The sequence below is a fragment of the Blastocatellia bacterium genome, from assembly GCA_035573895.1.
GTDB lineage: Bacteria > Acidobacteriota > Blastocatellia > HR10 > HR10 > DATLZR01.
The window spans coordinates 1-12,703 of record DATLZR010000063.1 but is presented as its reverse complement, the minus strand read 5'-3'; the positions used below and the strand labels follow the sequence as shown (position 1 = coordinate 12,703).

Here is a 12,703-nt window from a genome sequence, read left to right as displayed (position 1 = left end):
CGGTCGTCTGCACGCACCTGGAGACGCGCACCACACCCGCCGGTCGCAGGCTTCAGATGCGCACCATCCTCGACCGACTCGACGAATGGGGGGTGACCGGTCCCCTGCTCATCGGCGGGGATTTGAATACGAGCACGTTTGCCCGAGGAACAAGATGGCGCGCTCTGCGCGGCGTCTTCCGAATCATCATCGAGCCGCGTCGGCGGTTGGAGCGGGCACTTCTGCGACCCGATCGGGCGAATGAGTCACTCTTTCAGCTTCTTGAGCAGCGGGGCTATCGGTACCGCGATCTCAACGACGAACAGGCCACCTATATCCAGCCCGTGGAAGTCGTCGAGGACGCCTATTATGTCCCGCGATTTTCCCAGAAGCTGGTGATCAGGAAATTCGCCGCTACCGGAGGTCGCGTCGGGTTGCGCCTCGATTGGTTCATCGGGCGCGGGCTTCGCCCCCTGGCCGAGAACGAGATTGTTGATCCCCTCACCGGCGTTGCAAGCACTCGTCCTCAAACGATCAATGGTCTCATTCATTCTGCTGGCCCACTGTCGGACCATCACCCCATCGTTGTTGATTTTATCCCTCAGCCTTTGACGACTGCTTGATGTGTTTGACCGGCGAATATTCAAACCGGTCCTTCCCTCGCGTTGGGCCTGCGTGTGGAACACCCCCCGCTTGATCCCAAGCCTCAACAGAGGGTTGGGGCCTCAACCTGTCGGTCAACATGAGCAAAGAGAGGCTCGCGGGAGTTTGGGGCTCAATCCTTCAAGGGCGATCAAGGACACGGCGCACGGCGCAGGCCAGTTCGCGAGGGGTAAACGGCTTGAGGATGAAATTCACGCCCGGTTCTAGAATGTGCTGGGCACTCGTTCTCTCAGTATATCCCGACATGTAAAGGACCTTCACCTCAGGGCGCAGAGCGGCCACTCGCTCGGCCAGTTCAGGGCCGCTCATTTCTGGCATGACGACGTCGGTCAAAAGCAAGTGAACTGCCGGATCACCCTGTGCCAGCAACTGCACGGCCGCGCGTGGCGTCTCCGCGACGATCACCTGATACCCGCAGGCTTCGAGCACCGTCTGAGCAACCTGGCGAACGGCCGGTTCATCCTCGACCAGAAGAATCGTCTCCGATCCCACGGGCATGTCTGATGAAATCTCCTCTTGTTGAGTCCGTGAGCTGTCGGTGCTGGGCTCGGTGACTTGGGGCAAATAGATGGTGAAAGTCGTCCCTTGCCCGACTTCGCTGGTGACCGTAATCTCCCCGCCACTTTGCTTGACGATGCCGTAGACGGTTGAGAGTCCCAGGCCCGTTCCCTTTCCCTCCTCTTTAGTGGTGAAGAACGGCTCGAAGATGCGACTCATCGTTTCCTCATCCATGCCACAGCCCGTGTCGGCCACTGTCAACCTGACGTAGGATCCCGGCCTCAACCCCAAAGAGGTCAATTCAGATTCCTGTTTCAAAACGACGGTCGCTGTCTGGAGGGTCAGTTTCCCACCCCGGGGCATAGCGTCGCGGGCATTGACGACGAGATTCAGGATCACCTGCTGCATCTGGAGCGGGTCGGCTTTCACACAGCCAGCATCGGGTTCCAGGAGGATGTCCATCTGAATGTCTTCGCCAATGATCCGATGGAGCATCTGCTTCGTTTCAGCGATCACATCGTTGAGGTTGATGGGTCGAGGCTCCCCTAGCTGCTGGCGGCTGAAGGCCAAAAGCTGCCGGGTCAAACCCGTCGCCCGGTCGGCGGCTTTCTTGATCTCGGTGATGTACCGCCGTTGGAGATCGGTCTCGCCCGGATGCAGAAGCGCCATCTCAGCGTAGCCGGCAATCACGGTGAGAAGGTTGTTGAAGTCATGAGCGATCCCGCCGGCCAGTCGCCCGATGGCCTCCATTTTCTGCGCCTGGAGAAGCTGCCGTTCAAGCTGCTTGCGCTCGGTGACGTCATGAGCGAAGCCCGTGACGCCCACCGAGCGTCCGTTCTGAATGTGCGCCACACCCAGGACCTCGACCACGAGAGTCTGGCCCGATCGGGTCAGCACGCGCATCTCTCGAAAATGAGAGGTTTCGCCCCGAAGAGCGCGGGCGAATTCCTGCCGGGCCATTTCCCGATCCTCGGGGTGAATCAGTTCGTCAAACGGTCTCCCCAGCCAGTCCTCCACCGCCCATCCGGTGATTCGTTCAAAGGCAGGGTTGAGCATGGTGAAACGCCCGTCGGGGGAGAGGCTGTAAACTACCTCGGGCACGGTCTCGAACAACGAACGATACTGTTGCTCGCTCCGTTGGAGCGCTTCGAGTGCCCGTTTCCGCTCGGTCACATCCTCGATGGCCAGAAGGATGAGTTGCGTCTTATTCTTCTCGCGGTAAAGCCGTCGGGCATTGAGCTGCATCGTCCGCCGTCCGATGTGCTCGAAGTCATGCTCGACTTCAAAATCCTCGAAGCTGGTGTTCTGGGGCAGAATGTCTTCCAATAAGCGGCGGAGTTCGGGGATGTCCCACTGGCGGTTGCCCAATTCGTAAACGAAGCGGCCTTCGGTCTCCTCCGGAGCGACCCGGAACGTCCGGTAGAATGCGCGATTGGCCATCACGACGCGCAGTTCGGGATCGAGGACAAGGAGGGGTTCTCGAATGGTGGCAATGATGCTCTCAGCGAACTCTCGTGCATGCTGGAGGGCGCGCTGGACCTGGCGCTCGGCCGTCTGGTCGCGAAAGACCAGGACCACGCCCGTGATCTCGCCGGCGGCATTGCGAATGGGCGCACCGGCATCGGCAATCGGATATTCTCGTCCATCGCGGGAAAGAAGCAGGGAATGGTTGGCCAGTCCGATGACAATGCCTTCACGCACCACCCGCGTGACGGGATTCTCCACTTCGGCTCTCGTTTCCTCATGAACGATTCGGAAAACGTCGGAGACCGGTCGTCCGAGGGCATCCGCTTCCGTCCAGCCCGTGAGACGTTCGGCTACGGGATTCATCATCGTAATTTGACCATCACGATCCGTGGCGATGACGGCATCCCCAATGCTGTAGAGCGTCGCCCGCAACTGCGACTCGCGAAGGACGAGTTCATCATACAACTGCTGCAGATCCATAGTTCCCTTTCATCAGGACCGGGTTTCCGTCTTCACCGACAGGCTCTCCATAACCCGCAGACCGACCCCAAGCTTGTCCACCCACCGGACAAGCCTCTCCTATCTCCAGCTTCAGAGAGGGTTAGATCTTTGGGGGGCGTTTACGGCGCGTAGCCTTCTTCTTCCTGCTCGCGGGCTTCTTCGGAGGGCGGGAAGACGGTACATTTCGCTCCTCCATCAGAGAGAGTACTTCGAGGATCGTCTCCTCTTCCTCCAGTTCTTCTATCAGCATTTCCAGATTGTAGGCAAAAGGATTAATCTTCAGTGTCGTGCGTGTGGTGGCGGGAGGGAATCCCATGAGGGCGGGGAACTCAGCACTGGCAATGAATCTGAGTTCCTCCTCAGCCTCTATCGTTTTGATCTCTTCCGCCCAGTTGAGAATCGCCTTCATAGCCGCAGAAAGATGATGAAGGTCGGTCGCTGTTGCCGTCCTGATGCGGCCATTGCCGATGGCGACGGCATGGGGAAATACCCCGGAGAGGTTCAGAGGAATCCGGAGTTCTTCAGCTTCTTCTAAAAGACTGGGAGGGACATCGTCCGCGAAAGCATAGGTGAGATTCACCGAGGGATAAGCAAAGGCTTTCGCATAAAGCCTGCGCTCTTCTTTCCACTTGACGGGATCGAGCGGTGCTGCATCGAATATCTGCCTGACTGCCTCCATCGCCCGCATTCGTTCCTCAGCATGCTCAAAGTATTGTTCGAGCTCCTCGAAGGAGCGGAACAGAACCAGGGTCAGATCCTCACCGCCGGTTCCACTGAGCATCGAGTACAGGCTATGGGATGGACGATCCGGATAGCGGATTTCGATCTCAAGCACTTCATCCTCGTCTATATCGAACCAGGGCTCGTGTCGGTAAAAATCGGCGGCGATCCGGAAAAACGCGCGGAGATCGTCCTCGCTGAGAGATTCCCCGGCGAGAGTCGCCTGGGTGCGGTAATCAGTGTTGAGGTGGGCAAGATGGGTGAGAGTAAGAGCCGATTGCTCGGCGGCGACATCCGGTTCCGGAAGTTTGGCGGAGACCTCCACGACGATCTCCGGAGGGAGTTTCTGCCGGAGACTCTCGGCGTCCGAGGCCGAGGCGACGTAGATGACCTGCGGCTGGCGGGGCGGGCCGCTCGGAGGATTTTCCCTCGCCTGGAGAACGAAGTCGCCGAGTTCCTCAACGGGCTGGGAGGACGTACTCCACCGGGCGAAAACAATCTCAGCCCGACGACTTGAGCGAACAGCAAGCATCAGGTCATGTCGAGCGCCACCCTCTACTCCAGGGAGAGAACGCTTGACGGTCCTCCGCGCGACCTGCCATACCTCCCTGCTGGCTGAAGGAGCCGATCCGGGTTTCTTTTTCCGTCTTTTTCCTGGCAAAAATAATCCCCTTTCCCTGGGTTCTTTCGATTCGTGAGCGTCCGGGGGGGGGAAGAGTGAGCTGATGTCCTTTGCGACTGTTTACTCTACCCGACGTGTCACTCGAATCGAAGGCGTTTTAACGCACGAGGCTAGCACATATCCCCTCGGAAGGGAAGTGGATCGTGAATTTCTCCTGAAACGGGGGCTTCTGCCTTCCAGCGATGAAAAGCGAACGATGGTCAGTGAGACCGGTCAGAGTGGTGATGATTTTCGGACGAAACGCCGTCGAGGCATTCCTGTCTGCGTGTCCGTACTACATTGGGGGCCTCGTGTTAATCGGTCGGAGAGAGCCGATTGGCCCGCTGGAAGGATTCTTCCACCGCCTCGAGGTCCTCTGTTGCTACCGCCTGACGCAGTGTGGAGAGGTCGCGGATGTATTCGTCGAGCGCCTGAAGAATGTTCTCCCGGTTGGTGAGCGTGATGTCGCGCCAGAGGCGAAATCGGCTGGCGGCCAATCGAGTCATGTCGCGGAACCCCTCACCGGCAAGAGAGAGCCACTGCCGAGCATCGGGGTGTCGCTCGATGGTCGCCGCCAGAGCCGTTGACAGGTACTGTGGCAGATGACTGATATAGGCAATGGTCCGATCATGCTCTTCGGCAGTCATTCGGATGGGCCGCGCTCCAATTTCCCGGATGAGAAGTTCCATCTGGGCCAGCCGTTCGGAGGGCGTTCGGTCATCAGGCGTGAGGATGTAGGCGGCTCCCTCAAAGAGATCGGCGTGAGCGTGCTCGGCGCCGCTTTTTTCGCTTCCAGCCATAGGATGTCCGCCGAGAAAATCAATTCCCGATGGGAGACAGCGGCGCGCCGTCCGGCAGATTTCCACTTTCGTACTTCCCGCATCGGTGATGAAACTTCCCGGTTTAAGCAGCCCGGACTTCGTCTGAAGGAACTCCACAATAGCGAGGACCGGTGCGGCGAGATAGATGAAGTCCGCCGGACAGGAATGCCCCTCGTCAAAGCTTCGCTCTCGTTCGGAGATTATGCCGCGCTGGATTGCCTCCTCTACTGATTCGCCGCCGCCCCAGCCGGTGATTCGTCCGTCGAATCCCGCCCGCCGCAGCGCCAGCGCAAAAGAGCAGCCGATCAGGCCGCATCCCACAATGACGACATGCTGAAACATAGAACCCACAGAGACGGTAGTCTGACGTGCGCCTCCCGGACGGCTTGACTACATCGTTCGCTCAATGGCCGCGGCAATGAGGCGAAGTTGACCGACGAGTTTCTCCAGTTGCTCGGGCAGGAGCGCCTGCGGGCCATCGCACAGAGCTTGTTCAGGGCGCGTGTGCACTTCAATGATCAAGCCATCGGCTCCCGCCGCCACGGCCGCCCGCGCCATCGGCGGAACTTTATCGCGCCGACCGGTTCCGTGACTTGGATCGGCAATGACCGGTAAGTAGGAGAGCTTCTTGAAGACGGGGATCGCGGAGATGTCGAGCGTGTAGCGGAGCGACGTCTCAAACGTCCGAATGCCGCGTTCGCAGAGCAGGACGTTGGGGTTGCCTCCGGCAACGATATATTCGGCGGCAAGTAGCGTTTCTTCGATCGTCGCGGCGGGCCCCCGCTTGAGCAACACGGGCTTGGGTTGCTTTCCCAGTTCCCGAAGCAGGTTATAGTTTTGCATATTCCGCGCCCCCACCTGGAGGATGTCCACGTACTCCAGCATGAGGGGAATTTGAGAGATCTCCATGACTTCGGAGATGACCGGCATGCCGAATCGTTCGGACGCCTCCCGCAGGTAGCGCAATCCCTCTTCGCCCAGGCCCTGGAAGCTATAGGGTGAGGTTCGCGGTTTGAAGGCTCCTCCGCGCAAAATCTTGGCCCCACTGCGATGAACGGCTTCGGCGATCTCCAGGACCTGTGAACGACTCTCGACGGCGCAGGGGCCGGCCATCAGCACCACTTCTTTCCCCCCGATGACTACATCCCCCACGCGAATTTCCAGGTTCTCCGGACGAAATGTCCGGCTGACGAGTTTATACGGGGTCGTCACCCGAATGACTTCCGCCACGCCGTCGAGAAGTTCGATATCACGGGTATCAACAACTTTATTGCCGACGGCGCCGAGGACGGTTCGCGTCACACCGGTGGATCGGTGAATATCGAATCCCATGTGGACCAGCTTCTCGATGACTTTTTGGATCTGTTCTTCGGTTGCTCTCTCCTCCATGATCACGATCATGGCCTACCTCCCTCTTCGTCCAGAGATAGGACGGGATGCTCCATCGCGCCGCCCGCCGCCAGACGTTCCACTCGACGCGATTCATCAATGATGCGCTCAAAGAGGCGTTGCATGGCATCATTGTCCAGCGGCCCGCGATTGGCTCGTTTCACGTTCTCGATGACCTCTTTCTCGCGGTCGGGCGAATAGAGATCAAGGTTTCGCGCTCGCTTGATCTTGCCGATCTCGATGGCGCAGCGCGATCGCTCGTTGAGAAGTTCAACGAGCTGACGATCAATCTCGTCAATGATCTTCCGCCAATCATCAATGTCCATGATCCCCTCCGATAATGGCGGTGGGTCGTCCGGCCCGCATGGGTCAGCCGACGGGATCGGTTGCGCTCCGTTCATCGGCCGCTGCTTTGAGCCAGCGGGTGAAGCGACCGATTGCCGACACGAGATGAGAATTTCCGGCCTGCCGTTCGATTTCCCGGACGATGGCGCTGCCGACCACCGCCGCATCCGCGTACTGCCAGACCTGGCGGACGTGCTCCGGGGTGGAGACACCGAATCCCACAGCAATGGGCAATTCGGTGAAGCGGCGCACACGTTCCACTGTGGGACGCATTGTTTCCGCCAGTTTCTCGCCGGTACCCGTCACTCCCGTGCGAGATACAACATAGACAAATCCCCGACAGTAGCGACTGATTCGCCTCATCCGCTCATCGGTGCTCGTCGGTGCGACGAGAAAGATCGTGTCAATCCCCCGCTCCCGAAACGGGGCGATGAACGGATCGGCTTCCTCGACGATCAAGTCGGTGACGAGAACGCCGTCCACCCCCGCATCGCTCAGAGCCGAGGCCAGTCGCTCCATCCCGAACTGAAGAAGCGGATTGAGGTAGCTGAAAAGAACCAGGGGAATGTCGGACGCGCGGCGCAGCTCTCGAATCAAGCCGAGACACCCGGCCAGCGTCGTTCCTCGGCGCAAGGCCCGATCCGCCGCCCGCTGGATGACCGGTCCATCGGCGATGGGATCGGAGAAAGGGACGCCCAGCTCGATGATGTCGGCTCCCGCGCGTTCCATCTCCAGGATGAGCTGCCCCGTCGTCTCCAGGTCAGGATCACCCGCCGTGAGATAGGGAACGAGCGCCTTGAGTCCTGCCGCCTTCAACCGAGCGAATTTCTCCCCGATGCGACTCATTGATGCTCCTTCTGAGCCACGAGTTCCGCGACTGTTGTTGCATCTTTGTCGCCTCGGCCCGACAAATTGACGACCACGATGTGATCTGTCGCCAGATGAGGAGCGATCTTCACCAGGTATGCCAGCGCATGGGCGCTTTCGAGTGCCGGAATGATCCCCTCCAGCCGCGAGAGAAGATAGAAGGCATCGAGCGCTTCATCATCCGTGACCGACGTGTACTCGATCCGTCCGAGGTCGTGCAGTCGCGCGTGCTCCGGACCGACGGCGGCATAATCCAGACCGGCCGCCACCGAATGGGTGAGGGAAATCTGTCCATCCTCATCCTGCAGGACGTAACTGTAGGTCCCATGCAGCACACCGGGACGACCGCCCGAGAAGCGAGCCGCATGATCTCCCAGATGCTGGCCGCGCCCTCCGGCCTCCACTCCGATCATGCGGATGCCCGGTTCATCGAGGAATTCGTAGAATAACCCGATGGCATTGCTTCCGCCCCCCACGCACGCGATCAGGCAGTCGGGCAACCGCCCTTCAACGCGGAGAATCTGCTCGCGGGTCTCCCGACCGATGACGGCTTGAAAATCGCGCACCATCATCGGATAGGGATGAGGGCCGAGGACGGAGCCGAGAAGATAATAGGTCGTCTCGACATGGGTCACCCAATCGCGCAACGCTTCGCTGATGGCATCCTTGAGGGTTCGGCTGCCAGCGTCTACGCCCCGCACGTCGGCGCCGAGAAGTTTCATGCGGAAGACGTTGAGCGCCTGCCGCTTCATATCTTCCGTGCCCATGTAGACCACACAATCCAGCCCGAGGAGAGCACACGCGGTGGCCGTCGCCACTCCATGTTGACCGGCTCCCGTTTCGGCGATCACCCGCTTCTTCCCCATACGTCGCGCCAGCAGCGCCTGGCCCAGGGCATTATTGATCTTGTGAGCGCCCGTGTGATTGAGGTCCTCCCGCTTGAGGTAGATTCGGGGTCCCCCCAGATGTTCGGTCAGCCGTCGGGCGAAAAAGAGCGGCGTCGGACGGCCCGAATAGGTTTCCAAAAGCTCCCGGAGTTCTCGTTGAAATTCCGGGTCATCGCGGGCCGCCAGATAGGCCTCCGTCAACTCCTCCAGTGGATGCATGAGCGTCTCGGGCACAAACCGCCCCCCATAGATACCGAAGTGCCCCCGCCCGTCAGGATCGCTTTTGAACTTGGTCGCTTTGGTGGAATCCGGCATACGGTTCATCCTGTGACGCGGATCTTCTTCCGGCAGCTTCTGACAATGGCCGATCTGTCTGCCTCATCGTTATGCGAGCCCCCATTTCTTGGTTCGAATCACAGCGGACCGGCAAAGATGACAGACTCGCTCGGAAGAGATTCCATCGCCCACCCTGAATTCTTCGTAGGGATGTGGGTAAAAGAGGAGAAGGACTTCCGGACGAAGCTCGGCTCCTTTCATCTGAGCGAACGACCACCGAGGATTGATCATGGTGAGAATGTCTTTCTCCCGACGGGACGCCGTCAGAGGTACGCGTCCCTGGAGCAGAGCCCACCTTTTGGGCCTTCGCCTCTCACTCACGCACTCTCTTCGCGACATCGTGATCCTCCTTCGCCTGAGAGACTATTTCAGCAGATGCCTGCGGACTGCTTCTTTGAACCGGGGGCTTGGCCTGAGTCAGAAATTCTCGCAATCTCGCGTGATTTTTCTTTCCCGGACGATCTTCCAGGCAGGAGCAGACGTCAACGGCATACGGTCGCACGACCCGAATAGCTTCGGCCACGTTCTCCGGCGACAGACCTCCGGCCAGGATCAGATGCGAGACGAAGTGTTTCGCTCTCCGTGCGATCGTCCAGTCGAACGTTTCTCCCGTTCCTCCATACTCGTTTGGCCTGTACGCGTCGAGAAGAATCGCGCTCACCGGATAGTTGGCCAGTTCGGCCAGGTTCGCGTCAGGACCGACGCGCACGGCTTTGATCACGCGCCAGCGCTCGGCCACCTGCTGACAAAATGTCGGTGACTCATCTCCGTGAAGCTGAATCACATCGAGCTTCGCTCGGGCGGCAACACGGGCGATGGCGTCCAGATCTTCATTGACGAACACACCCACGATCGTCACAAACGGCGGCAGCCGATCAATGATCTCGCGGGCTCGATCGGGCTCGACATAGCGTGTGCTTCCCGGCCAAAAATTGAAACCGAGGGCATCGGCGCCGAACTCGACCGCAGCGAGAGCATCCTCCGCGTTGGTGATGCCACAGATTTTCACTCTCACCATGGGTGCTGCCCTCCGATGCGAAGCAACCCGGGCGTTCGCTGCCGGAGAGGGATCTCACGACCGCGGCAACCCATCGCCTCTCGTCGTCTGATCCTGCCAGCCTGGCGGTTCCAGCAACTGCTTCAGCGCACGACCCGGTTGCTCCGCGCGCATGAAGTGTTCTCCGATGAGGAAGGCGCGATACCCCGCTTGGCGGAGGCGATCAATATCCTGCCGGGTGCGAATGCCGCTCTCGCTCACGAGAAGGACGTCGTCGGGGACCGACCGGGCCAGTTCCAGCGAAACGTCGAGCGTGACCTCGAACGTCCTCAGATCGCGATTGTTCACGCCGATGAGCGTGGCTCCGGCGGCGAGCGCCTTCTCCAGATCCGCCGGCGTGTGAACTTCGACGAGCGCGTCGAGGCCGAGTTCATCGGCCACCTGGCGAAGGTCAAAAAGCTGCTCGTGATCAAGCACGGCCGCAATGAGGAGAATGGCATCGGCTCCGGCGGCCGCCGACTCGTAAACCTGATAGGGATCGAAGACGAAATCCTTGCGCAGAAGGGGCAGGCGCACTCGCCGACGAATCTCGCGGAGATGCTCGAGGGAGCCGAGGAAATAGTCCTCTTCGGTCAGAACCGAAATGGCCACTGCACCATGAGCTTCATAGTCAGAAGCCAGCGAAGCCGGATCGAATTCGTGCCGGAGGATTCCTCGTGAGGGCGAGGCCTTTTTGACTTCGGCGATGATATTGACGCGCTCAGGAGGGCTGCACGCCTGGCGGAAACTCCGAGGTTCCGGCAGGCGCAACTCTCCGAGCAACATGGCCAGCGGCCTGTCGCGCTTCGCCTTCTCCACCCGGCGCGCCTTCGCCTCGATGAGTGTCCGCAAGATGTCGGTCATTGGGTCACTTCATTCCGGTCGTGCCATATCCTCGTCCGAGCGATGAGGGTGTCGAGCATCTCCCAGGCGCGACCGGAGTCAATAGTCGCTTCGGCTTGTTCCACGCCATCTTTTAATGTCGCGGCCCGACCGGCCACGACCAATCCCGCGCCCGCGTTGAGGGCGATGAGCCGACGCGCGGCATCGCGTCGCCGTCCACCGAATACGTCGCGGATGATCTCGGCGCTATGGCTGGCCGATTCCGCGCGGAGAGGTCGCACGTCCTCATAGTGGTAACCCACGGCAGTGGGATCAAGATCGAACGTCCTCATTCCGTCAGGTCGAACCTCCACGACGCGCGTTTTGCCCGACAGCGTGATCTCATCCAGCCCATCCTCCCCATGCACCACCCAGGCGTGATCGGTTCCCAGCAGCGACAGCGCCTGACCGAGGAGTGCGAGATGAGCCGGATGGGAGACGCCCACGAGTTGACGGGTCGCGCCCGCCGGGTTCGTCAGCGGTCCGAGAAGATTGAAAATCGTGCGCACGCCGAGCGTTCGTCGAACCTGCGCCACCCGCGCCGTCGCCGGATGATGGAGCGGAGCAAAGAGAAAGCAAAATCCGACCTCCTTGAGGAGGCGCTCGGCCTGAGCCGGAGGAAGGTCCACGCGCACGCCGAGAGCCGAGAGAACATCGGAGCTTCCCGTGGCGCTTGTCACGGCGCGATTTCCATGCTTGGCGACGGCCACGCCCGCTGCCGCCATCACCAGAGCCGCCGCCGTCGAGACGTTGAACGTTTTGGCCCGGCTGCCTCCCGTTCCGGCCGTGTCCACGAGGGGATTGTGGCCGGGACGAATGGTGGTCGCGTGAGCGCGCATCGTCTCGGCAAAGCCGACGAGTTCGTCCGCTGTTTCTCCTTTCATGGCCAGGGCAATGAGCACCGCAGCGATCTCGGCATCGCTCACCGCTTCGCCCAGCAGATAGTCCAGTAAGGACGCCGCCTCGCTGCGGGTGAGATTCTCCTTCCGCGTGAGTTTTTCCAGCAGGGGATGAGCCATGACCGCTACAGATAAAACAGACTCAGTCGGGGAATGGCGTATTTCTCTCGGAGGCGCTTGGCCACGTAGTTGGCCAGCGTTTGTTCGTAGAGCGACTCCTCCATCTTGCGCCGATACTCCTTGAGCTGTTTCTTCCCCTCGGCGCGGATTTCTTCAATTTCCGCCGTCGGCAGGCACTCGACGAGGGCATCGTAGAGGATAGCTTCCAACCGGGTGAGTTCCTGCTCCAGAGCTTCGAAATCGAGCGGCTCGGCGCTGCGCACATGAGCGATGAGGGCGTCCAGTCGCGGCAGCACGCGCGCGACAGCATCATGATACCGGGCGAATGCGACGGCGTCATAGGAAGCCGCCGCTCGCTCAAGAGCGCGTCGGCCGGTCTCCAGGTACTCGCTGATCGCTTCGCGCGAGAAGGGGGCCGCTGGTTTCTCCGGCGATGCCTCGGCCGCCACCGAAGCCCCCACGCGCGCGTGCTTGTACTCGGCGAAACTCGCCATGACCTCTTGCTGGCAATAGAGAATGGAGTTGATCAGACGGGTCTTCACCGGCTGGGCCTCATAGGCATCGAAGACCCGATCAATGGCCCGGAGAACCAGATGCAGGGGAATGCCCATGTCCTTCCACGTCTCGATGAT

11 protein-coding genes and 1 pseudogene are annotated in these 12,703 nt (G+C 60.2%); 1 reads left to right on the top strand and 11 read right to left on the bottom strand.

Annotated features, from left to right (window positions below; translation table 11 throughout):
* The coding region (locus VNM72_06670; protein ID HXF05083.1) for a hypothetical protein at positions 1-602 on the top strand (602 nt) is incomplete at its 5' end.
* A gap of 160 nt (positions 603-762) precedes the next feature.
* On the opposite strand, the gene VNM72_06665 is transcribed toward VNM72_06670, so the two are convergent.
* The 11 genes and pseudogenes from VNM72_06665 to VNM72_06615 all read right to left on the bottom strand — a co-directional run.
* On the bottom strand, positions 763-3,087 hold the full coding sequence (locus VNM72_06665; protein ID HXF05082.1) for a PAS domain S-box protein: 2,325 nt from the start codon (positions 3,085-3,087) through the stop codon (positions 763-765).
* Positions 3,088-3,208: 121 nt separating this feature from the next.
* Complete coding sequence (locus VNM72_06660) at positions 3,209-4,360, bottom strand: hypothetical protein (GenBank protein ID HXF05081.1); 1,152 nt, start codon at positions 4,358-4,360, stop codon at positions 3,209-3,211.
* A gap of 443 nt (positions 4,361-4,803) precedes the next feature.
* Entirely contained in the window at positions 4,804-5,652 is an 849-nt protein-coding gene (locus VNM72_06655) for a prephenate dehydrogenase/arogenate dehydrogenase family protein (GenBank protein HXF05080.1), read from the bottom strand.
* Positions 5,653-5,700: 48 nt separating this feature from the next.
* On the bottom strand, positions 5,701-6,711 hold the full coding sequence (aroF, locus tag VNM72_06650) for a 3-deoxy-7-phosphoheptulonate synthase (protein ID HXF05079.1): 1,011 nt from the start codon (positions 6,709-6,711) through the stop codon (positions 5,701-5,703).
* Complete coding sequence (locus tag VNM72_06645) at positions 6,708-7,025, bottom strand: chorismate mutase (GenBank protein HXF05078.1); 318 nt, start codon at positions 7,023-7,025, stop codon at positions 6,708-6,710. Before VNM72_06645 ends, aroF begins: the two co-directional genes overlap by 4 nt.
* 43 nt (positions 7,026-7,068) lie before the next feature.
* The gene (trpA, locus tag VNM72_06640; protein ID HXF05077.1) at positions 7,069-7,890 is read right to left on the bottom strand and encodes a tryptophan synthase subunit alpha; all 822 of its coding nucleotides are present in this window, start codon (positions 7,888-7,890) and stop codon (positions 7,069-7,071) included.
* Positions 7,887-9,113 (bottom strand): tryptophan synthase subunit beta, encoded by a 1,227-nt coding sequence (trpB, locus tag VNM72_06635; GenBank protein HXF05076.1) that lies wholly within the window; start codon positions 9,111-9,113, stop codon positions 7,887-7,889. Before trpB ends, trpA begins: the two co-directional genes overlap by 4 nt.
* Before the next feature lie 427 nt (positions 9,114-9,540).
* A pseudogene (locus VNM72_06630) lies at positions 9,541-10,152 on the bottom strand (phosphoribosylanthranilate isomerase).
* 54 nt (positions 10,153-10,206) lie between these two features.
* Positions 10,207-11,034: an indole-3-glycerol phosphate synthase TrpC gene (gene trpC, locus VNM72_06625; protein HXF05075.1), complete on the bottom strand. Its 828-nt coding sequence runs from the start codon at positions 11,032-11,034 to the stop codon at positions 10,207-10,209.
* Positions 11,031-12,071 (bottom strand): anthranilate phosphoribosyltransferase, encoded by a 1,041-nt coding sequence (trpD, locus tag VNM72_06620; protein ID HXF05074.1) that lies wholly within the window; start codon positions 12,069-12,071, stop codon positions 11,031-11,033. Before trpD ends, trpC begins: the two co-directional genes overlap by 4 nt.
* Positions 12,072-12,076: 5 nt before the next feature.
* On the bottom strand, positions 12,077-12,703 hold a 627-nt coding region (locus VNM72_06615), incomplete at its 5' end, for a hypothetical protein (GenBank protein ID HXF05073.1).